Source organism: Nostoc edaphicum CCNP1411 (assembly GCF_014023275.1).
GTDB lineage: Bacteria > Cyanobacteriota > Cyanobacteriia > Cyanobacteriales > Nostocaceae > Nostoc > Nostoc edaphicum_A.
On sequence record NZ_CP054697.1, the window covers coordinates 159236 to 181655 of the forward strand.

The following is a 22420-nucleotide window of genomic DNA, read 5'->3' on the forward strand; positions in this document are numbered from 1 at the left end:
TACGGGGTGCAATTTTCACAGTTATGCAGACCCGCTCATAAAGATACGAAAGTACGATCCAGATCCACGCCACACAACGAGCAATTAAGAACAAGGCTGGTATCTTTTTTTGTGGTTCCCCCTAAAAATACACCTCTAAAAGAAAAACCTAAAAATAGGTGAAAAAATAAACCGATAATGACTTTATAGTTAATCAGTAATACAACAGGTCAAAGAGCATACTTCTAACAGTTCACTACAGAAATATTACAGGTGTAGGTTTGGGTTAAAGAAAACGGGCAAAGGTGCTTATTTTAAGAAACTTGTACAAAATTCTTCCCTGCTTCTGTTGCTTTCATGCCAAATCAAGCTTATCGGAATAGCCCGCTTTTTCATCGCTATCACGACATAAAACTATAGAGTCATTTTTAGTTTATTTTTTGAGAGTGGTTTGATTGCTCTATAAAAAATTCTTCAAAAAACGGACGGGTAAAACTTGCTCCCCAAAAACTCAAACTTTTTTCCGATGCGTTTGGACACTAATTATTTAAAACTGACAACTAATTATTTAATGGACACCAGGGCTTAAAAGCAGGGGCAACTTTTAGAGACGTATGCGTAGCAAGATCCCCGTAGGGGTACAGACTGACTGTACTGGATGCAATTATTGCTTTCTTACTCAGCAATCTAACTAGGTACTCAGCACTGTTTCGATGAGCAAAAATTAGATAAAGGAATCCTGCAAGTGTTTAAGCCTGAGATAATTTTTGATTGCCAATGGTAGCCGTTGGCAGTAGCATCTCTTTACAAAAGCCATCGCTTGAAGAATGCGCTGACACACTTGGCGATGATAGCATCAAGGTAATTCATCATGATGAATTACACGATTTAATAAGCGTGGCAAGTCCCAGTTTACCTAGATGACACGTGAACATGAGCAATACAGGGCGTAAAAAAAAGCTGGCATCTTTCAACTGTGACCAAAGGAAGTGGGAGCAGTTTATCGCCTGTTGCAACTCAAAAGGCACAACAGCAACAGCCACGCTGCTCGAATTTATCGATCTCTACTTAGGCGATTCCCAAGATAAGCTTGATGCAATAAGTGGTAATAATTTAGACAAACGCCTAGATTCTCAGATTAAGGCAAGTGTTGAGAAGTACTTAGTTACGAGTAACAATAGTAACGCCAGTCCGACTAATGAAACGATAAGAGCTATTTGCGAAAGACTTGATAAGCTGGAGTCAGAGTTTTCAAATGAATCTAATAGCAACCAAACCACAGCAATTGATAATCTCGCCAATTTAGAACAAAAAGTGGAGAAGATGTATGCCCGAATGACACAGTTGGCTGAGGCGATTATTAAAATACAAGACTATCTCAACAACCAACAAAAGCGGGGACAGAAATCGTACTACAATAATTCATCCTTCAAAGCGCATACTCCTAGAATGCAACCGTTAACTGAAGAAGGTTTGGCTTCAAGACTTGGTGTAAGTGAGGAAACTGTACGTAAGGAGCGAATTAAACTCCCCCCACCGCTTTTTGTAGCATGGTGTAAGGGCAAAGATAGAGCAGGGCTAGGGTGGGAATTTAACGAAAGTACAAGATTTTATCAGCCAGCAAGTTAGTATTAACTGTAACAAGCGATTGGGCGTTTTTTTGCGGTCTTGGGGAGTTTTACGGCGTGCATGGTCTGCTAAAAAACCTGCCTTACGGTCATATTGAATGGCGCACTCTAAAGCAGGAATGTAAAAATCAGCGATGGTGTTGTGGGTGTTGCTGGTGTAACTAATTTTCTAGGAATATTCACGCAGGTTTTTCAACTTTCTAACCAGTTATCTAATTTTAAGTTGGGAATATTGATAAAATCTTTGATATTGTTAGTAACAAGAATATCGTCACGAGAACAAGCTACAGCAGCAATCAAAGCATCAAATTCTCCGGTTGGTTTCCCAATTTTTCTGAGTTCGCTTTGAATCTTGCCAAATTCGATAGCTGCTTCTATTCCAAATGGTTCTACTGGTAGTAATTCAGTAAACTGCGCTAATATATCTAGATTTTTGGCCACCTGTTGAGAACAATAAACGCCTTTATATAGTTCTGCAACTACAATGATAGAGAGATAGCATTGACTGAAAAAGCGATTAAATTTAGTAACAGCTTGGGGATTTTCGTTCAGCAGTGCAATGCAAATATTGGTATCTAGCAGATACATTAGTCTAAATCCTGATTATCAAGTGAGGCTATGGTTCTGCCTTTATAAGCATGGCGCTGTTGGTCAATCTCTGTAAATATTTCTCCTAATTCCGGTTGGTTCTTCCAAACCCCAAATAATTGATTGAGTCTAGCTAGTCTCTCCTCGTTTGTTAATAGTGGCTGTGGTTCTATAATTTGATTGGCAATAAATTCTACGTCTATGATTATCTCTGTCCCATCTGGAATATTATTAAGTTGTTCTAGAATTTCAATATTTTGACCACGTTTTATCCCTCTAACCTTCATATTTGATTATCTCCTGTAATTATTAGTTGACGGTTAACAGTTGTCTGTTAACGGTGAACAGCCCCCAATCATCAATCTCTAAATTAAAACTCATTTGTCCATAATTTAAGGATAGCTCAGGTTGCACATAAGACACTTTCGCTTTGATTTCATCCATAGCCAACCACAAATCTAATAACGCTTTTTCTTCAGTCAGGCGTTTCTTTTCATCACCAATGCGTGGAATTACTTTTAACGCTACTTCAAATATCCGCATAAATAAGTAGCTTTATCAACATAGCGAAAACCATCATCAAGCGGTAGGCTATCACTTGCCCAACGGAGATTTCCAACGACTGGATGCCCTGAACTTGATTATCTTGGATGCGATCGCCTAATTCATTAAATACCGGATCAACAGAATACCCAACTGAATTCTGACTCCTGACTCCTGAATTCTGTTCGATAATTAATCGTTTCTACTTGTTGAGCAACTCTAAGTCCCAGGTATAAAAACCAATCTGCTCAGGAACCCTAGTGAATCGCCCTATGCGATGACCCTGTGATAACTCATTCAATACCTTGTTTTTCACTTCTTTAATCTCAGTCGCAGTGAGTTCGCCATAGATTCCGTTGGTAATTTCTGAAACCCCGAAAACTTTACTGGAATTATTTTCTAGAAAAGTTGTTAGTGCATCAATTAAAAACTGACCCTGAAATTCTTCGAGCATTGGTATGTCTTTGGGTTGGGGCGGCAAAACTTGTTTCTTATTTTTGCCTTTGACTCTGGTGGACGAATTTTTCGTCTCCGGTTTGGGTAGCAAAGTTAAAGAGAGAGTATAACATCCCGGTTTAGTAGGGACACTGAACCATTTGTTAGTTTCCTTCCCATGAGTGAGGGATGATTGAACTCTGCCTTTGATGAGCTTGAAGGCATCTGGCTCTAACTCCCCATAAAGCGTTTTGACAATAAAATCGATGTGAACAATTGTGCCAATGTGTTCTACCAAAACCTGTTCAATAGCTTCCGGGCGAGACAACGATTGGAAAATAGGCAGCATGACCGTCTCGGTTCCATCTTGCGGTCGCTGTTGAGTTAATGTTTCTATCGGTGGCTCTAGGAGGAATGGACTATCTATAGATGCATCAGATTCTTCACCTGACCAAGCTTGTATAAGTGTGAATATGTTTTGTTGAGTGGACTCAAGCAATTGTGTTGCGACTGTTGATGTATCCTGTGAATCGTCTAGCTCAAGATGGGTAATAGGTTCAACATCGTCATTAACAGATTCCTCACTTAAGAATAAGAAGAAGTTTTTTCCTTTTTCAGAGGTGAATTCTTCATTAGCCACCTCCTCAGCCAAAGGCCAGTTAGATAATAGAGCTTCTACATGAGTGAGATTTGCTTTGGCTAGGGTATATAATTTCTCATACTCTTCTACCAGAGGTGCGTAGTAATCTCGCAATGCGAATAGTGACTCGATTGCTTTTTGGGGAGGTGATAAAGGAACGGGGCTATTCATCAAGTTTGGAATTAACTATACCTTGCGACACTCGTATAGTTATGAAACGACATCGAGTGAATTGGAAAAGAATTGACAGTTTCAGACCTATTGTAAAGTATTTGAGTAAGTTGAAGCTTCGCTTTGTTTTTCATGTTGTCAAAGCGATTCATGCTATAGACTTCTTGGTATTTGTGGGGAAAGGGTCAGGTGGGGCCTGGGGATGAGGCGCGGGTGTAAAGGGGAAAGGATGGAATTTTCCCTTTCCCTTCCCTTTAACTAATAATAAAACCCTCACTTTCTTAGGAGGGTTGTAGTAGAGCTACAAGTGAGAATTGGCAATTAGTTAGAGGTTCTACACTGAGCAATAATTTCCATAGCTCTTCTTTGATGTTCAGGGATGGAGTTGAGGGCAGATATAAGTAATTCCCGCAGAATCTCAGACTGATTTCTTCCAACCACCTGTGAATAGAGCTTTAAATCACTCACATATTTTGGTTCTACGCGAAGTGTAACACTGGCAGAATTATGTTTATTTGACTTGGAACGCATAATTTGACTCCCCTTATAATATGCTCCTACAAGTATGGGTGTAATCGCATAACCTGAGAATAAAGTAATATTGTAATAATATCATAAAAACATTATAGAAGTCAGAATATTTAGCTTAAAAAATCGATAAATCAGCATAATATGTCAAAAGTAAGAGACAAGTTATCTATGAAGAATTCCAAAAAGAAAAAAGCTTCTCTACCAGTTTATCTAGATGAGTTTGAACGTGAAAGATTAGAGAAAATCGCCTCTGATTGGGGTACAAGTCTATCAACTACAATCAAAAGGCTGATTAGAGAGAGAGAAATTAATTATTGAGTAAGCTCATCAATGAATAACTGAATAAAGTAGGACGATAATCTTTGAATTCTGTCTTACATCCTGTGAAAAAAGTTCACAAAAAAGCTTGTTAAGTTTGTCTCAAGCTTTAGTTGATGTGATAGTATGATGCAGTCACTAACAGTAGAAAGAAAATAAATATGGTGAATATTTATCTCAAAGAAATTCTACTTTAGTGTTGTAATTTGGCACTGCTATTTTTTGGCAATCGTTAATATTAAGTAGCGGTTATAGATGCGTAATGTCAAAAGTTATTCTCTGGATGAAGGGATAAATTATGGAACCAAGGACATGAATCGCCATACTCTTGATTCTGACGAATGTATTCTTCTCTTAAGTTTCGAGGTAACACAATTAGACTTATCTGACTATTTATGACAAACAAAGGAGCGATTGTTTTGGTAAGTAATAGAAACGAACACGGGTCACGCCAAAGAGCTAAAACTAAGAATCAGGTAATTGCCAAGCTGATTGGCAAAGTAGGTTTGAAATACCAATATCAGATATATGCAGCTGGGACAACGTTGATTGTGGCTTTTCAAACAATGCCAGCCCATGCGTTTGGACTATTTGACCCAACACAAATTGCATTGACGTGTATGTTTGGAACAGCAGCTGCTACAGGAAATGCCTCTATTAACGCCTTACCCGCAGTAATAAACGCCGCAATAACAGTGATGTTATTCGTTTATTTCGTAGCGTCTGGAGTGAAGGTGGCTAATGCACTGGGAGACGGACAAGAAGTAACGCAGATAGTGCAACAACCTATAGGCATATTTTTTGTGACTTTGGTGTTATTCATCGCCCAAAACATTCTTTTTGCTGGTGTCACAGCAGCTTGTTAATTAAAAGGGAACAGGGAACTGGGAACAGGGAACAGGGAACACACTTAATGAACGTCTTTTTAAAAGAGCAGGGGAAGAAAATGTTTTCCAGCCTTCCCAGTCCTCCTTTTTAGTCACTCCTTTCTCATCCTTAATTCTGTTCCCTATTGCCCGTTCTCTATTCCCTATTTTATGAAACAACAACCACAAATTAAACAAGTTAATCAATCTTTAGGTCAAAATGCCTCAATAGGGATTTTGACGGGTTTTCAGTTTGCGATTTCTTTAGTTTCGTTTGGAGTAGGTTTTTTCATAGCATTCTTATTTGGCATAGGAATGATATGGAGCATATTGATAGGTGTTTGGGTAAGTGCTACAGCTTTAGTTTTATCAGGGAAACGACCTTATTTATTTTGGTCTAGAGTGTTCCCAGGTGTTCCAATATGGTCTAGAGGATACGTCAAATACTCTTCTCCTCAAAACAAGAAAAGAGCAGGCTCTAAAAAAATTCCTAAATCATGGTGAAAATTAAGAATTCTCCAAATGTCAAAAAAGTATCGGCTTTTGAAGATTTTTTGGATTTGACCACAATAATTAGATTGAAAAAAGGCAGCTATAATATTGGGGCGTATTTGTTAAGTAAAAAGCAAGTAAGTGACACGAATAATACTTTACAATTAGTATTTGGATATAGCTGCACAGGGTTTCATCCGTTGTTTAATTCGGATGAACAAGTAGAAGCGATAGCGAAAGCTTTTGAGAATGGTTGCAAAGAAATTCCCCAGGGAGAAAAATTTACTTTTCGCTGGTCTTCTTTATGTAATGAATCAGAAGTATTTGAAGCATATCGAGAGAGATTAACAAATCCAGTATCTCCTGAAAGTGAGTTTCTGGATTGGGGGCAAGTAGCGAGAATGCAAGAACTGTCGCGGCGACGGCAGCGTAAAAATATAAAATTGAACATTTATACAACTTTCACTATTAAACCAGGAGGGACAGAGGGAGGCGATGCTGTAGATAGAGCGATAGTGAAGCTGGCGAATTTTTTACAGCGTCGGTTTACACCAACGGGGGCAACTGAACTGACAAAGAAAAATTTAATCCAGATTCTGGAAAAAGCAATAAATGTATCATTGAGACATCAGCAGATATTATCTGAAATGAAATTATTCCCATCACCGAAAACAGAAAAGGAGCTATGGAATGATTTAACTTATTGCCTGGGAGCGAAAAGTGTAAAAGTGCCACATACACTAGTATTTGATGAATCGGGTTTGAGGGAAGAAATTAACGAAGCGTCACCATTAAAATCACAATATATTGACCAATTACACGCGACTTCAGTACTTTTAAACAATGGGATTCCCTACGCTGATAGGCAATGGGTATGCCTACCAAGTAAAAATAAAGAGAAAAAATATGTAGGAGTGATGACGCTGGCTCAAAAACCAGAAGCATTTGCTTCTACAAGGGATCAGGTGCGCTTTTTATGGAATGTGTTTTCGCGTGAAGTGATTTATGATGTTGAAATCATCACAGAAATCAGCCCAGCCGATCAAAAACTGACTAGGCTAACTCAACAGTTAATAACTAGGCGTTCGCGTCATGCGGAAATTAGTGCCAGCAAAAAAACTATAGACGTAGCATCACAGATTAATACTGAATGGTCTGTAAACGCCCAAAAGCAGTTATACACAGGTGACACGCCAGAAAATCTAGCATTAATTGTTCTTGTATACCGCAACTCCTTAGAAGAAATTGATGATGCTTGCAGACTGATTTCAGGTTATATAAATCAGCCAACGGAGTTAATACGTGAAACCCAGTATGCATGGTCTATCTGGTTAGATACTTTACTGATAAAACAAAAACCCCAACTAACCAGCCCTTACAACAGACGGACAACATTTTTCACGAGCGAGATAATCGGATTAACGCCAGTAATACAGAATATGAAAGCCGATGAAAAAGGCTTTGAATTGATTGCAGATGAAGGGCACTCATCAGTTTGGATAGATTTCTCAAAAACGAAAAATGTAATGATTATTGGGACTACAGGGAGTGGGAAATCAGTATTAGTATCGTCAATTATTGCGGAGTGCTTGGCAAAAGATATGTCGGTATTAATTATAGATTTGCCAAACGATGACGGTTCAGGAACCTTCGGAGATTTTACGCCATACTACAACGGATTCTACTTTGATATCTCCAGACAATCAAATAATATTGTTCAGCCGCTAGATTTATCAAAAATCCCATTAGAACAAAGAGAAGACAGGGTAAAAGCACATCGCAATGATGTAAATCTAATAGTGTTGCAGTTGGTTCTGGGTTCACAGCAGTTTGAGGGGTTCCTTGCTCAAACAATAGAATCGTTGATACCTTTAGGGACAAAAGCTTTTTACGAGAATCCAGATATTGAACGACGTTTTGAGTTGGCACACTCAGCAGGAATCGGAACCCCAGAGTGGGATAACACGCCGACTCTAGTTGATATGGAACAGTTTTTTTGTGCCGATTGTATTGATTTAGGCTATGAGGATGAGAATGTTGATAAGGCGCTCAATTATATACGCTTACGACTACAGTACTGGCAAGCAAGCTCAATAGGAAATGCAATTTGTAAACCTTCAACTTTCCAAACAGACAGCAAGCTAATTACGTTTGCATTAACGAATCTGCAATCAGATAGAGAAGCAGAGGTGTTCGGGATGTCAGCGTATATTGCGGCATCGAGACAATCACTATCATCGACAAACAGTATGTTTTTCATGGATGAGGCGAGTGTATTGCTACGGTTCCCGTCGTTATCTCGGTTAGTAGGCCGTAAATGTGCTACGGCTCGGAAATCAGGATGTCGCATTGCTCTAGCTGCTCAAGATGTGATTTCGATTGCCAAATCAGAAGCAGGGGAACAAATATTACAAAATATGCCTTGTCGATTAATCGGGCGAATTGTCCCTGGGGCAGCGAGAAGTTTTTCGGAATTGCTTGGTATGCCGAGAGAAATTATAGATGTAAATGAAACTTTCATGCCAAACATCCAACAGCTATATACGTTATGGCTGTTGGACTACAACAATAAATATATAAGATGCCGTTATTATCCTTCATCTCCCCTTTTGGGTTTGGTTGTGAATGGTAGGGAGGAGCAAGAATCACGAGACAAGTTTAAAAAAATTTACAATGATAAGTTCACTTGGGTAGCAGAATTTTCTAAGTATTATGTTGAGTGCATTAAGCAAGGGAAACCATTATGAAAATCCTTACATCAGCAATTCAAAACAAGATTTTACTGGCAATATTGGCAGGTGTAGTATCAATTGGGAGTTTTCAAGTATGGAAAGACAAGCAAGCGAAATATGAGAAGTTTATTGCTGGTCAAGAAAATAATTGTAAAGTGTATATAGAAATGGGAGAGGATGCAGTTAAACGTAGTCCGAGCTTGAGAAATCTCAAATACAATAATATAGTGAATCCGGGACTAGAGCAACCTGGAATAAATTCTGAATACGAAGTAGACAGTAGATATCTTTTGCTTTACAACAAGCCTGTTTCCACTCTTCCAGCAAATACTCTGGTTTATGACAACGGTTTTTTTAAAAGTTTATTGAAAAACGGCAAAAACCCTCCAGAGTCATTACTGGTTAAAGCTGTTTCTTTTGATTTGAAAAATCAACAAGCAACTGTTAGTTCATCCTGTGCAAAAAAACCTTTTGTAGTTCGCTTGGAGAATTTATATGAAGAATTTCAACCAGTTGATCGCGATCTCAGGGGTAGTAGTTCAGATTTATTTTTCTAGTATTCCAGCCAATGCAACCAATGCAGCCAGTGGACAATCTAACAATAATTCAAATCAATCTTTTTTGCTGCAATTTCAAGAGATTTACAATAGCTTACAAACTTACATAAATAGCTATCAAAAAGAATTTACTAAAGCAGTAGGAAAGCTGGAAGCGGAATTAAATCAGGCAATTGAATCTAGTGTAGGTGATTTAGGTATTCCCGATCCTTTAAAAGCTGGCAAGAACATTGAGAAAGTTTTACAAAAGCAAGAAACTGAATTACTAGTATTAGACCCTCGGATTCAAGCCAAGGATGCGATTAGAGAATGGAACCAGCAATACACTCGCGGTCAATCTCAATCAGTATTAGGTGGAGAAGGTCAAAGAGTACAAGCTCAAGAAGCCCAAATAACCAATGATGCGATTTTGCAATCTTCGGATAATGCTGATGCTGCCCAGCAGGATGTTATCACCCAAGATATCTTAAAAAAGATAGCTGTCCAAAATTTCCAAACGGCTGTGGTTAGCAAATCAATTCATGCAGAAGCTCAGAAACAATCCCGTTCATTAGCGGCTGCAAATATTAATCTTGCCGATATTTCTAACCGTATGGATGAACAAGCAAGACTTGAGCAGCAAGAATCTAATGCAGCAGCTAGACAAATATTAGAATCTGCTGCCGTCAATGATGCTTTTTGGGAAAATCAATAAAGAGGGGGAAGGGGGAAGGGGGAATGGGGAATGGGGAAGCAAGCTACACATTAGCGTCTCGTAGAGAGCGTCTTGATTGCTGACTCCTGACTTCTGAGTGCTGAATTATTATCTTTAATTCTTTTCCTTTCCCCCATTTCCTCTTCCCCCTTTTGGTAAAAATAGCTGATTAAATAAAATGCTTTTAACTATTATTTTGGCTCAATCAACTGGACAGCAACCTGGACAAAATACGGGTACTAGTAATTCAGGTGAGATCGTTGATGGTGCTATTGATGGGGCAGATTTGATTGTCAAATCTTTTGCTAATGATTGGACAGAGCTAGCATCTGGGACAAGTTCTATTTATACGGCTGTTGTGGCTGTATCAATGTTGGTTGCAGTAGTTTTAGTCAGTTTTGCCTCCTTGGGTTGGTATAGAAAGTTCGCTGAAGAAGGTTTTTCTTACAATTTTGTAAATGAAATGGTTTTTCCATTGTTAGTAATTGTAATGCTGACTAACAATGGTTTTTTATTGGCTAATACCACAATCGCTCTAAAAGATGTATCTGTAACTTTAAATAGAAGTATTTTAAGTATTACTAGAAATGGTGTAAAGCTAAAAGACGCTATCAGGAATGTGAATGCCGATCAGAGTTTCATTTTAGCTACACAGACAGCTTTGGCTAAATGTGAAAAACTTGAAACTTCTCAAACAGATAGTAACGGTAACACAACAAATCCTAGACAAACTTGCATCAAAGAAAATATAGAAAAAGCTCAATCAGACGCGCGCAAAGCCAGAGAGAAAAGGGGAACTGGTTCAGGTTCGGGAAGCTGGAACCCTTTGGATATTGGTGGGGAACTTGTCAATAGTGCAATTCAAGGTCTTGTTTATGTGATCCTGAGTGGTTTGTCCGCAGGTTTCCAATATATAGTGCAATTATCCTTTTTGCTAGTTGCTTACGTTGCACCTATATTCTTGGTATTGTCTTTGCTGCCTTTTGAAAGCAAGCCCCTTTATGCGTGGTTGTCCGGTTGGCTAGGTTTGACACTAATACTAATTTCATACTCGATAATAGTAGGTATAGTTGCGAGTGCGATAGTTGACAAACCTTCAAGCAATCCATTGTTGATGCAACTAATACAAGCAATTTTTTCGCCATTACTTGCAGTAGCCATTGGTACAGGAGGGGGAATGTCAGTATTCACAGCTTTTACTAGTGGAATTAAATTCTCTGTGGGATTAAGAAAATGAGGCTACTAGAAAAAAAAGAATTAAATTTTACGCCAATATTTTTGATAGGGAATGCAGTATTACTGAGCCTACTACTGTTAATAGAAATAATAAATTTTGCGAGAGTGGGAACTATAGCTAACTCGAAAGCACCGACATTAGTAGAATTAAATGATGGAGAATCTATAAGAGTTAGCGCGATGCATAGTGAGTCGAGAACGCCTGGAGCCATCAGGTATTTTGTCGGGCAAACAATGACAGGGCTATTGAGTTGGAATACACTGCCAAAAGTGACTGATGACTACGATGCAGACCCTAGTAAAAAATTAAAGCTTGATGCGGGTGTGCAAACAGGGAATAGCAAAATTACAACGAATGTATGGGCTACAGGGTTTGCGTTATCAGAAGATTTCCGTGCTGAGTTTCTGAAAGAAATAGGAAATCTTACACCACCAGATGTATTTAATGGTACGACTCAATCAATTTTAAAAATCAGTTTACTTAGCGAACCTAAAAAAGTAAACCCAGGTAAGTTTCAAGTAGATATGGTAGGGGAAGTAATAGTTTTTCAGGGTAATAATATGGTTGGAGAACCAATAGGGTTTAACAAAAGTGTTTTTGTGAGAGTGATAGACACACCGACATTACCGCAGATTTCATCTGAGTTTCAACAAACAGCTTATCGTGTCCGCAAAGCAGGTTTAGAAATATATAAAATTCAAGATTTGAATTTATGACACAAACGCAAGAATCACCAGCAGTAAATAAAAGAAACGTTCCCCAAGAAGAAGAGCCAGCAGAACTTTTAGCACAAGAGCAGTCAGACACAGCGAACCCAGATTCTTTGGATAAGAAAGATAAAGATTTCGCTGCGATGAATGGGGTAAGTATTCAGCTTGAATCCTTAGCTGATACAGAAGCTCCTGAACCAGAAGAAATCACAACTACTCGTACAATTCCGCAAAACCCACTTTTAAAGATGGCTGTGATCGGTGGGATAATACTTGTTTTTATAATGATTGTTGGCGGACTAATTAATGGTTCCATGAATGCCCTGAACTTTTCTCCTAGAAAAATAGAATCACCAAAAATAAATCTTGAAACAATAGAAGAACCAGTCAAGGATGAGACTGGACAAAATAAAACAGCTTTAGCTTTGACTAGCCAGAATGTGGAATTTAAGAAAATCCGCGATCAAAAAGCACAAGCAGAAGCAGAAGCAACACCAACACCTAGTCCTACATTCACACCTGTCCCGGTAGCTCCTCCACCACCAACAAGAACAATACCCCAGCGTACACAACCAGTAACAGTTACTAGAAATCCCTCTCCACCTAGAATTAATACGCCGACTAGACGTTCGTTGCCAGTTTCTCAACCTCAACCTCAACCAAAACAAGTAGCACGAGTAATCCCCAATGCAAGTTCGGCTGTAAAAACTCAACAATTAGATCCGATGCAACAATGGCTTGCTGTTGCAAACGTTGGTAGTTTCAGTAGTTCAGTCAACTCTGATGATGAACAATTAAACCCTAGTGGGATAAAAGGGGGAATAGGGTCAAGTACAGAAGTTAAAAATCAAACTACTGCACAAACAACTGATTATAATACAAAGCGTATTTTAGTTGGTAGTACTACAGAAGGACGGTTAGAGACACCAATATTTTGGGGGACTAATGATGATATCGGTCAAAATTACCTGATTAAGATATCCCTTCCATTGAAAGCATCAGATGGTAGTGAAGTGTTACCCACGGGATCTTATCTGGTAGCTCAATTGACTAATTCAAATGGCTCAGGATTTGCCCAATTGCGTGGGGTTTCAGTTTTAATTAATTCCGATGGGAACGCCCAAGAAAAGAAACTGCCAGAAAACGCTGTTTTAATCATGTCTAAAAACGGCAGTTTTCTAAAAGGTGAATCTCGCAAAGGTAGTAATTTAGGAAGTGATTTGATGTCGTCCGTAATTGCCGGGGTTGCCAAGGCTGCTGAGATCCAGAATCGCCCAACAAGTCAGACTAACATTAGTTCTAATGGATTTTCTAGTAGTACAACTACTAATGATGATAAAAATATCACTTCTGCTTTTGGTGAAGGTGTATTTAACAATATTCTCGAAGGTATTAAAGCATCTAATCAAAGTCGCTCTGGGCAATTAAATAGCCAAGAAAAAGTGTTCGTGATTGATGCTGGTCAGACAGTACAGATATTCGTTAATCAAACGATTTCGTTATGAAAAAGATTCTAGCCCTAGCTGCAACATTATTGTTAATAAACTCTCATCAGGTTTTAGCTGGAAGTGTTAGAACTGTTTATTATCAAGATGTTGATTCTAATTTCCTGGAACTGAAAATTTGGAAAGGTTATGGACTGACGATTAATTTGATGTCTACTGGAGAAGTTATCAAGCAAGTCTGGATTGGCGACCCCTCTAGAATTACTTTTACCTCAAACGGAAGCTTGTGTCAGAAAAGTAATGATAACTCTAATGATTTAAATTGCAGTCAAGGAAATGCGACGGTTTTATTCTTGCGGCAAATCACACCAATTAAGTTCGCTAATTTAACTTCTTCTTCGGATGGAAATACACAAATAACCATTATTACTAGTGGGTCAGAGGGACAAAAACAATACCAATTTAAATTAATTCCTGCTACAGGAAGTCCATCTTACACTAGTCTGGTGATTAAACCAGATTCGGCCCGTCCGTTACCTGTAGTACCTGTAGCCATTAAACCGGAAGTAGTCCCAACTACCTTAGATAGGATACCAACGCCAGCAACAATACCGCAACCAACAGCAGCAACTATAAACTCTATATTACCTGGTAGGGCTTTACCAAGAAATGATGCTAATGCTCTTGTTTATGGTTTAGCGATCGCTCATAGTAATGGTCAAATTAAGGAGGGTTCAATAACTTGGAAAAAAGCTCAGGATGCGATTAAATTACTACGTCAGGGTAAGAGAAAAGAAGAAGCTATTTCGCGTTCTGGTGTTAAGGAGGAAGTTTTTAATCAGTTAATTCAGTGGGGGCAAAAATAATGCTTTGCCCTTTTTTACTCAGATAATTATCGGCTTTATTAGTTAATTAATCAGGAGATCAAATGAAGTTGAAAGAATATTTATTAACAGCTATGTCTTTAATTCCATTTGTCTTCCCTGCTCCATCAAAGGCTGAAACTCCGACAATTACCTATTCGCAAGGTCAATATCTTGTTCAGGCTCCAGACTGGTCACGAATTACATGGGATAATCTCCCGCCTGTGCAAGAACCGGGATATCTAAGCATTCCACAGAATCTCATCTCGCTATTTGGATATGACCCGTCACGTTCCTGGTCAGCAGGACAAAAAGTTGATTCTGTTGTGATGCTGGGTGATACGGATGATGCATTTAAAATGTCCAGTTTGAGCCTGAAATCGATAAGTTCAATCGCACCAAATAATAACAAACTGACACTAAAAGATTTTGGATTAATGCAATGGCAGACACCAGCATCACTAGTTAAGTCCATCCCTAGTTTAGGAAACTTAAGCCTTCAAAAAGTCCCACCAATAGCCGCCTTATTGTCTAGAAATAGGGTATTAAGTGGTGGAAACATTTCTCAAATTTTACGGTTAAACCCGGAAGCAGCGAATCTCCCTTTAGGTAAACTTGATTTAAGCAAGTACTCGTTAAACTCTATACCAGGATTAACATCAACTTCCTTGGGAAAATTCAAGTCTTGGCAGCAAAGTTATATTAACCAAGTCCCTGGATTAAATCAAGTACCCTTCGATAAGATGCCCCAACCAATTAATTCTGGTGTTAGTGTTGTGGGAATTGCTTCTGTAGTTCTTGGTACTTCTGAAAGAGGTGATGCAAGAGTTGGGAATAATTATTTTATCTCTGGCAGTGTAATAAGGGGCGATAAAACTGTACCTACTGCTTGTGCTGCTGGTAAAGAATGCTCATATCTAGAAATGGGCGATTTCTCAGGTTCAGAGGGTACATTATATGGAAAGCGTTGGGCTTCTGGGTCATCACAGCAGGTAAAAGGTGGTTATGGTTTCTTGGCTGCGGTCAATTCCGGGAAGGAACCGACAGGACGGTTGGTATATGGTAGTGGATTCAAGGTTGCATTGACCGGAGTGAATGAATCATCTGGTACAGCAGACTTTGGGTTGTTCTTCCGAATCTGTGTGCGTCCTCCTTTTATGCAAAAAACTTGTACGCCCTATTTTATTGGGCCAGTGCCCTGGCTTGGAGTTAAAGAGAATGGGTTAGTTATTGTGGGGAGCGGACAATGACAACGACCAACACGCAAGTCAATGCGAACCAATTCATTCCACCAGGACTCTCTTCTGCACTAATCTCACCCGCAGGGCTGGGGTTACTGGCCTGTGGTGCGGTGATTGTGGTAGCCAAATACATAGATGGCAAAAGGGGTAAAGCTAAACTAGCAACTGCAAGGTGGGGTGGAACAGCAGAGAAGACAGCAGCCCGTAAACTTGCGTGCAAACAAATAAATAAACGTAAACATAATCGTGTGTCTCTGTACGTCGGCACTCCCAAGAATATAAAAAGTGAAATTGTCAATGGCATCAGGAAAACGTGCATTCCCGAAGATCCAGTAACCCTTTACTTACCAGACGCACAACGGGGGATTTTCGTTTGTGGTGGCCCAGGTTGTGGAAAATCATTTTCAATGATTAATCCGTTGATTCGTTCAGCAATAGATCAAGGATTCCCCTTAGCACTTTATGATTTTAAGTATGCAGAGCAGGAATCAGCCACAGCCGCATCTAAAGGACAAGCCCCAATACTCGCGGGGTATGCACTCGAACGTGGTTATAAAGTCACCGTCTTAGCCCCAGGATTTCCAGAATCTGCGATCGCCAATCCAATAGATTTTCTTCGTAGTAACGAAGACTCGGAAATGGCGCGGCAGCTTGCTATCACTCTCAACCGCAACTTTCAACTCGGTGAAAAAGATTCAGGAAACAGCTTCTTCACGAATGCCGGAGATCAGCTAGTACAAGCTGTTTTCATGTTGGCGAAGGGAACTGCTTACCCAGATATCATGATGTGCCAAGCGATTTTGGGATTACCCAGCAATTCTCATTTTGAAAACAAAAGAAGATAAAGTTCTTTCGTTTGCATAGACAAGTTCTGTGTAATTATGATTTTTTGAAAGATAATCATAATAACTTGACTCAAGAGAAAAAATTTTAAAAATCTGCCCATGAAAAATCGATTTCAACTTAGTAAATATAGCTGAAATTTAGACCCACTTTGTAAAACTTCTCAATTAATAGTCTTTACCTCCTCTCAAATGTTTGACATTTTCAACTAGAATTTCCTTTTGTGGTCGGGACATATTCGGTAATAATAAATAAGAAAAACTCCGACCAGTCTTGAAACCAAATAAATTTTAATAAGGTACGAATATCATTAAAAAAACTAGTCCGAGTTACTAATAACTCACGAACTTTTTGATAGGTATGATTGGCTAAATCTAAAACAGTATGAAATAAAAAAGCTAGTAAATTTAAAGACAGTAATAACTCGCACAAATGATTTTTACCATGACCAAAATTATGCTCTAAATTATAACCATGATTTTTTAGTACGTTATTACCTTCATTCTCAACTTTCCATCTACTGCGTCCAGCTTTGACAATTTCTTCAACATTGTTTTCAGTAATTTTATGATTAGTGATCCAGTTATTTTTGTAGATAACTTTCTGTGTTTTCTCATTAATAACAGTTACTTCACACCAATTAGCTTCAAGGCTTGAATCCCCATTCTTTAAAGGAACTCTAGAAGCATACCGATAACGGTAAATTAATTTTTTTCGCCCATCCCATTGTTTCTTTTCAGTGGTTGTAACTTCCCCACTGGCTTCTAAAAATTCTAGCCATTCATACAAAGTTTTATGTGACGTTTCCAGACAAACAAAAATAAAATTATAGCCTTGCTTTAGTGCTAAATCACAAACAGGTTCATGAGAATATAAGTCATCCCCTAGAAGGGTTACAGGATGACCATACTTACTTTTATGATTCTTATTTAACCATCTTTTAACAGCCGCATTTTCACAGTCTTGTTTTTGATGTCCATCTTGTTTTTTAATAAATTCTGGTTCTAAGTTAATTACTTGTTTTTGATTAGGAGAAACCACAACAGGTGTGACACAACCATGAAAATAGGTTGTAGTTCCATTTCGATGATTACGATAGTTACAATGAGGACAATTAATTTTCTTTGATGAGAAATATTCTGTGCCATCTAAAGCCACTAAAATTTCTCCATCTAAGTAGAGAAACTTTTTCAAAACTCCCTTTGACTCTAACCATTGATAGACTTTTTGAAAAGCCATAAAGATAGTACTGGCTGGCACTGGATCTAATAAAGTTCTTATTTGATTATCACTAGGGATTGCCTCAATTGAAAATAAACTTTCAGCATTATTTTTTCCCTTATTGCTATTCATTAAACGTTGATGATCTAAAAAAGACGCTGACTGAGTAAAAAAAACTGAAAATGCAGCCATCACTGCATCTTCTACCTGATATTTCGTATTATTTCCAGGTTTCCTCTCATCGGGTAAGTCATGTAATAATGACCGTAAAAATTGCATTAATTCAGAAATTTCTATGGTCGCCGCTTTTTGAGCCATCTTGAAATAATTTGACGCGAGAAGTGGATTTTTAACTCACCAATTTTACCTGAGATGACAACAGTTATAAATTTTTATTTCGTTTGAGTTCTCTTTTCTCAAAACAGAACTTTTTTGCTCGATTTCCCCTTTTCGTTGTCAGCCAATTCCCGCCAATGAATTGAGTATTTATACTCAATCAATCGGTCAAATTGTTTTTTAAGCGATAGCTTCCCTCGCCACAAGCATCACCTCTCCCGGAAAACTAGTTATTTTGTACTATATTTTGAATTTCAAAATGGGGGTTAATACTCCATTTATTTCAAAATGAGAATTGCTGGGGATTACCGAAGCTAGTCAAACGCATGGAACAAGCAGAAAATCTGAATTTCATGGTTAGGGAAGCTTTCGCCCAGTTTGTATCTGTAGCTGGTAGCCCAGAAACAGCAGCTAGCATTGTGGGAACAGCAAGCGGATTGTTCAGCCGATTTATGGTTCCGGCAGCATTGGCAGCTTTCTGCGGAAAAACCAATATTCCACTGGACTTGAAAGGACGGCAGATGGTGATTTTTGGGATGAACAAAGAAAAGCGTGATGTAATTGCACCGTTGCTTGTCTCCATTCTGCATTTAATAATAAGTAGAAATGTCGCCTATAAACGCGCTTGTCCTCTTGTGCTTGGGATTGATGAATTACCAACATTATATTTACCAGCCTTGGTGGATTGGTTGAACCAAAACCGGGAGGATGGACTAATTTCTATCTTAGGTTTACAAAATCTCTCAATGCTAATTGAATCTTATGGAGAAAATACAACAAATGCCATATTTGGAGGATGTGCTACCAAAGCATTCTTTAACCCTCAAGATGATGTAGCAGCAGAACGTTTTAGTAAGTTCTTAGGTGATGAAGAGATTAAATACAAGCAACGTTCCCGTTCATCAGGAGGAAAAGGAGGAGCAAGTATTTCTAATTCTGACCAAAACAGTACTCGCAAGTTATTTGATATCAACCAATTTAATACATTACCAGAAGGTAAAGCCGTAATTATTAGTCCAGGGTTTCGTTCTCGCGGACAGATAAGTATACCAATCTTGCAAAATATTCATATTCCTCAACATGAGATTAATTCGGAAGCGGCGAGTGTAAAAGCTTGGTATAAATTCCAAAAGTCATTAGCCATGAAGTCTATTTTGAAACCTCCAGCAGATGAAGAAATGAGAATTCGTCGGGCAGAGGCATTAAAATTGTTGCCTTTAATAGAAACTCAAGAGCAGCTATCAGAATATGCAAGCCTGATTTAGGCAAGAAAAAGGGAACAGGGAACAGGGAACAGAGAATAGAAAAAATTAGTAATAAATGAAGGCTTTATATGTCAGAAATTAATGATTTTAAAGACTTAAAGATTTGGCAAAAAGGGATAGATATAGCTGAGAAATGCTATTTTTTGACCAAACTCTTTCCTAAAGATGAGTTGTATGGAATGGTACAACAAATCAGAAGGTCTGCGGCATCTATTCCAGCTAACATAGCAGAAGGCTATGGAAGAAGATCAACGGCTGAGTATATAAGATTTCTTAACATTGCCCAAGGTTCACTTAACGAATTAGAAACACATATTATTTTATCTCAGAGAGTAGGATTATGTAGCCAAACTGACATAGAATCAATTATCCTTTTACTACGAGAAGAGAGCCGGATGATTATTGCTCTTATTAAAAAGCTACAACAATAAATTCTGTTCCCTGTTCCCTGTTCCCTGTTCCCTGTTCCCTGTTCTCTGGATAAAATTCATGTCATCAAGTAAGTTTTACCCGTTCTCTGATTATGATAGAAAACAAATTGCAAAACTCCCTCCTGATATAGCAGCCCTCGCAGATAAATATCCAAGCGAAATTTTAAACACTGCTGATAGTTGGGATAACTTGCCTTTTGATGCTAACTATCTTCCTGAGTGCCTTGAAGTCTATAGTAGCGATGCAGATGATGCCAACATTTTTGTGTTAAATGGTGTCCTGAAAGATTATGTCCCATCTCGCGCTGAAAAAAATACATCATCGATAACAGTGATGATCGATGGAGAATTTGCTTACATTGAAGTTGAAGGAAGACAGGTTCTTAATAAACTCGGTGGGATAGTTTTGCCAGAAGTAGCGATTAATCCTGAACTGTTAATACAGTCAATTCTCAAAGGCGAAAATAATGATTGATGATGGTGAAGCGAAAGAAATTAAGCGAGATTATTTAGACATTTTAGAATCTCTCCTCAAACTCATCCATGCGAAAGCTAAAGAAAAAGGATTAGATCCCAGCAAGGATGTTTCTATTTACTCTAGCTCTAGCAAAGTTTATCAAGGAACATTGGGAGAATCTCCCTCGAAAAACTTATTAACACCAACGATAGTAGAGAACTTAAAAAAAGCTCTGTCTGACCCGAAAAATTCTCAAGGTGCAATTTCTATTAAAATTGGCAATGAAAAAGTATTCCATATTAAAAATGGAGAAGTACTGACTGACAAATTAGGTTTAGCTCCCCCATCACCGAAAAATAAAGTTGTAAGTAATGAGCGAATCTACAGTGTAGAAGCTTTACAAAAACAAGTGGCTGTTTTGCAATCTAAACTAGAGTCGCAACAAAAACTTGTTGACAGTCTCAAAAAAAATGAACAAACATCTGAATCCTTGTCAGAACTGGCTGCTCAAGTTAGCGAAATGGGCAAGTCTTTAGAAAAGCAACAACAGTTGATTGAGAACACCCAAAAAGCTTTGTCCCAAGTAAATGAACGGTTTTTACCACAAGTTCAAAATACTAAACTCCAAAACTGGGTTGGGTCAGTTGAACGTCAGGTAAAGAAAACGGCTAAAAATGTATTTGAGCAGATTAAAGATGCGCTGACCCCTGAAGTCACCAAGCTTAGAAAAGAAATTGCACAGATGAAAGCTCACATAGAGCAACAAGTTACTAACCGACTAGATGAAGTCAGAGAAAACACAGATAATGTCAGGGATGAATTCAATCAACAAATTGGGAATTTAACTCAAGAGTTACGTACACAGGTAGACGGTGTTAAAAACACTGTTGATCAAAGCCTTATGGGTGTCAAGTCAGCTATTGACAATACTCGAACTGAACTACGAGATGCTGTTAAGGATGTTAAAGGTAAAGTAGTTGAAGAAAGCGTTAAAGCACTGCTAAATATCTTGGGCACAAATAACCCCGATGGTTCCAAGAGTTTCAAAAGTACAACTTTTGATTTTGAACGTCTTGGCGAGAATGTAATCGTTCGTGCCAAAAACGGCGAGCCTGTTCTCACTGACGGAGTTTTATCACCTAACGTAAGTGACCAACAGTTACAGGCACTTGATAAGGTTCAATCTGTTGTTAATATGCATCATCAAATTCAGCAGGATTCTCAACAAGAATCACAATTTAGAAATATGCACAGATAAGCCCGCATTTCTCACAAGCTTGAGGGGAAGGATGCTTGAGGGGCAGAGGGGCAGAGGGGTAGAGGGAAAAGAACAAGGCACGTTGAACTCTCCCCTGCCCCCCTGTTCCATGATCAAAGGGAAGCGTGAAAATGATACTAATTGTTTGCTTGTTGTTTGCACTGGGTGGGATAATTTTTCTAAGTTGGCTGTTTGTTTTTTTTCCACCTTCAAGTCCAGAACCAAAGTATCGCTCCCAAGATTTTAAACCTGACCAATTACCAGCCAAGAGTACAAAAGCGTCGTCAATTTCACCTCAAAATTTTGTACGACAAAGCCCAGCACCAACGCAAAAGGCTCTCTTAGCTAAAAATTTTAAAAAGCAGTTACCACTAAGCAAAGCAACAACGCGAAGGGTTAGATTAGCTAAAAAGCTTAAAAAGCAGGCAAATATTCAGTACGCCTCTCAAGTGCTGCAACGGCTTTGGAGCAAAACTCCCATCGTTAAATTACCAGTAGTAATCGCCACACTGCGTAGGATATCACCTTACGTTTTTGAAGAGTTGGTACTTACTTGCTGCCTTGAACAGGGCTGGCAAATCCAACGCAACTTTCGGTACACTGGTGACGGCGGTATAGACGGTCGCGTATTAATTTTGGGAAAGCTCTATGTAATCCAGGTTAAACGCTACACTAATCACATTAATGCAGAACACATCAAAGATTTTCTGTCTTGTATTGAGCATGAAAGAGCCAGTGGTGGATTCTTCGTGCATACTGGCATAACTGGACAGTTGTCAAAACAGTTGATTCGTCGCTCCAATAAAATAATCTTAGTAAGCGGTCAGAAACTAGTAAATTTTGTCTTAAATAAGCAGTTAAAAATAGTGGGAATAACAATAAGTGGTAAGTCTTAATTTTCATTTCCAATTGATAGAAGAAAGGCAGGAGGCAGAGGGC

22 protein-coding genes and 2 pseudogenes are annotated in these 22420 nt (G+C 38.6%); 18 read left to right on the forward strand and 6 right to left on the reverse strand.

What is annotated here, in order from left to right; all coding sequences use genetic code 11:
• Positions 1–912 precede the first annotated feature (912 nt).
• Positions 913–1608, forward strand: a complete 696-nt coding sequence (locus HUN01_RS02300) for a hypothetical protein (protein WP_181927464.1) — start codon at positions 913–915, stop codon at positions 1606–1608.
• A gap of 191 nt (positions 1609–1799) precedes the next feature.
• Here HUN01_RS02300 and HUN01_RS02305 read toward each other — a convergent pair whose 3' ends face one another.
• From HUN01_RS02305 to HUN01_RS02325, 5 genes and pseudogenes are all read right to left on the reverse strand, one after another.
• Entirely contained in the window at positions 1800–2195 is a 396-nt protein-coding gene (locus tag HUN01_RS02305) for a type II toxin-antitoxin system VapC family toxin (protein WP_114083958.1), read from the reverse strand.
• Complete coding sequence (locus HUN01_RS02310; RefSeq protein WP_181927283.1) at positions 2195–2482, reverse strand: hypothetical protein; 288 nt, start codon at positions 2480–2482, stop codon at positions 2195–2197. Before HUN01_RS02310 ends, HUN01_RS02305 begins: the two co-directional genes overlap by 1 nt.
• Positions 2483–2504: 22 nt before the next feature.
• Positions 2505–2744: pseudogene (locus HUN01_RS02315) on the reverse strand (hypothetical protein); the annotation flags it as partial.
• Between the two features lie 196 nt (positions 2745–2940).
• Positions 2941–3984, reverse strand: coding sequence for a hypothetical protein (locus HUN01_RS02320; protein WP_181927284.1), 1044 nt, complete (start codon positions 3982–3984; stop codon positions 2941–2943).
• A gap of 321 nt (positions 3985–4305) precedes the next feature.
• On the reverse strand, positions 4306–4515 hold the full coding sequence (locus HUN01_RS02325) for a hypothetical protein (RefSeq protein WP_147262545.1): 210 nt from the start codon (positions 4513–4515) through the stop codon (positions 4306–4308).
• Between the two features lie 168 nt (positions 4516–4683).
• Here HUN01_RS02325 and HUN01_RS02330 point away from each other — a divergent pair, with 168 nt between their 5' ends.
• The 12 genes from HUN01_RS02330 (at position 4684) to HUN01_RS02385 (ending at position 16515) form a co-directional block, all read left to right on the forward strand.
• A complete protein-coding gene (locus HUN01_RS02330) occupies positions 4684–4833 on the forward strand; it encodes a ribbon-helix-helix protein, CopG family (protein WP_114083956.1) in 150 nt (49 codons plus the stop codon).
• A 395-nt stretch (positions 4834–5228) separates the two neighbouring features.
• The gene (locus HUN01_RS02335; protein ID WP_228039061.1) at positions 5229–5699 is read left to right on the forward strand and encodes a hypothetical protein; all 471 of its coding nucleotides are present in this window, start codon (positions 5229–5231) and stop codon (positions 5697–5699) included.
• Positions 5700–5870: 171 nt separating this feature from the next.
• Entirely contained in the window at positions 5871–6203 is a 333-nt protein-coding gene (locus HUN01_RS02340) for a hypothetical protein (protein ID WP_114083955.1), read from the forward strand.
• A 1514-nt stretch (positions 6204–7717) separates the two neighbouring features.
• A complete protein-coding gene (locus tag HUN01_RS35160; protein WP_238845464.1) occupies positions 7718–8938 on the forward strand; it encodes a helicase HerA domain-containing protein in 1221 nt (406 codons plus the stop codon).
• Positions 8935–9480 (forward strand): hypothetical protein, encoded by a 546-nt coding sequence (locus HUN01_RS02350; RefSeq protein WP_181927286.1) that lies wholly within the window; start codon positions 8935–8937, stop codon positions 9478–9480. Before HUN01_RS35160 ends, HUN01_RS02350 begins: the two co-directional genes overlap by 4 nt.
• Complete coding sequence (locus HUN01_RS02355) at positions 9419–10174, forward strand: hypothetical protein (protein WP_228039060.1); 756 nt, start codon at positions 9419–9421, stop codon at positions 10172–10174. Before HUN01_RS02350 ends, HUN01_RS02355 begins: the two co-directional genes overlap by 62 nt.
• 178 nt (positions 10175–10352) lie before the next feature.
• Entirely contained in the window at positions 10353–11411 is a 1059-nt protein-coding gene (locus HUN01_RS02360; RefSeq protein WP_181927287.1) for a hypothetical protein, read from the forward strand.
• Positions 11408–12127, forward strand: coding sequence for a hypothetical protein (locus tag HUN01_RS02365; RefSeq protein WP_181927288.1), 720 nt, complete (start codon positions 11408–11410; stop codon positions 12125–12127). Before HUN01_RS02360 ends, HUN01_RS02365 begins: the two co-directional genes overlap by 4 nt.
• Positions 12124–13626, forward strand: a complete 1503-nt coding sequence (locus HUN01_RS02370; protein ID WP_181927289.1) for a hypothetical protein — start codon at positions 12124–12126, stop codon at positions 13624–13626. The genes HUN01_RS02365 and HUN01_RS02370 overlap by 4 nt, the downstream gene beginning before the upstream one ends.
• Positions 13623–14432 carry a hypothetical protein gene (locus HUN01_RS02375; protein WP_181927290.1) on the forward strand — a complete coding sequence of 270 codons (810 nt, stop codon included), beginning with the start codon at positions 13623–13625 and terminating at the stop codon, positions 14430–14432. Before HUN01_RS02370 ends, HUN01_RS02375 begins: the two co-directional genes overlap by 4 nt.
• 62 nt (positions 14433–14494) lie before the next feature.
• Positions 14495–15679: a hypothetical protein gene (locus HUN01_RS02380; RefSeq protein ID WP_181927291.1), complete on the forward strand. Its 1185-nt coding sequence runs from the start codon at positions 14495–14497 to the stop codon at positions 15677–15679.
• Complete coding sequence (locus HUN01_RS02385) at positions 15676–16515, forward strand: type IV secretory system conjugative DNA transfer family protein (protein WP_181927292.1); 840 nt, start codon at positions 15676–15678, stop codon at positions 16513–16515. Before HUN01_RS02380 ends, HUN01_RS02385 begins: the two co-directional genes overlap by 4 nt.
• A gap of 288 nt (positions 16516–16803) precedes the next feature.
• On the opposite strand, the pseudogene HUN01_RS02390 reads toward HUN01_RS02385, so the two are convergent.
• A pseudogene (locus HUN01_RS02390) lies at positions 16804–18052 on the reverse strand (ISNCY family transposase).
• 344 nt (positions 18053–18396) lie between these two features.
• Here HUN01_RS02390 and HUN01_RS02395 point away from each other — a divergent pair.
• From HUN01_RS02395 to HUN01_RS02415, 5 genes are all read left to right on the forward strand, one after another.
• Positions 18397–19335: a type IV secretory system conjugative DNA transfer family protein gene (locus tag HUN01_RS02395; protein ID WP_238845397.1), complete on the forward strand. Its 939-nt coding sequence runs from the start codon at positions 18397–18399 to the stop codon at positions 19333–19335.
• 68 nt (positions 19336–19403) lie between these two features.
• Complete coding sequence (locus tag HUN01_RS02400; RefSeq protein ID WP_181927293.1) at positions 19404–19766, forward strand: four helix bundle protein; 363 nt, start codon at positions 19404–19406, stop codon at positions 19764–19766.
• Between the two features lie 58 nt (positions 19767–19824).
• Positions 19825–20241, forward strand: coding sequence for a hypothetical protein (locus tag HUN01_RS02405; protein WP_181927294.1), 417 nt, complete (start codon positions 19825–19827; stop codon positions 20239–20241).
• The gene (locus tag HUN01_RS02410; protein WP_181927295.1) at positions 20234–21481 is read left to right on the forward strand and encodes a hypothetical protein; all 1248 of its coding nucleotides are present in this window, start codon (positions 20234–20236) and stop codon (positions 21479–21481) included. Before HUN01_RS02405 ends, HUN01_RS02410 begins: the two co-directional genes overlap by 8 nt.
• Before the next feature lie 131 nt (positions 21482–21612).
• Positions 21613–22377, forward strand: coding sequence for a restriction endonuclease (locus tag HUN01_RS02415; protein ID WP_238845406.1), 765 nt, complete (start codon positions 21613–21615; stop codon positions 22375–22377).
• Positions 22378–22420 lie beyond the last annotated feature (43 nt).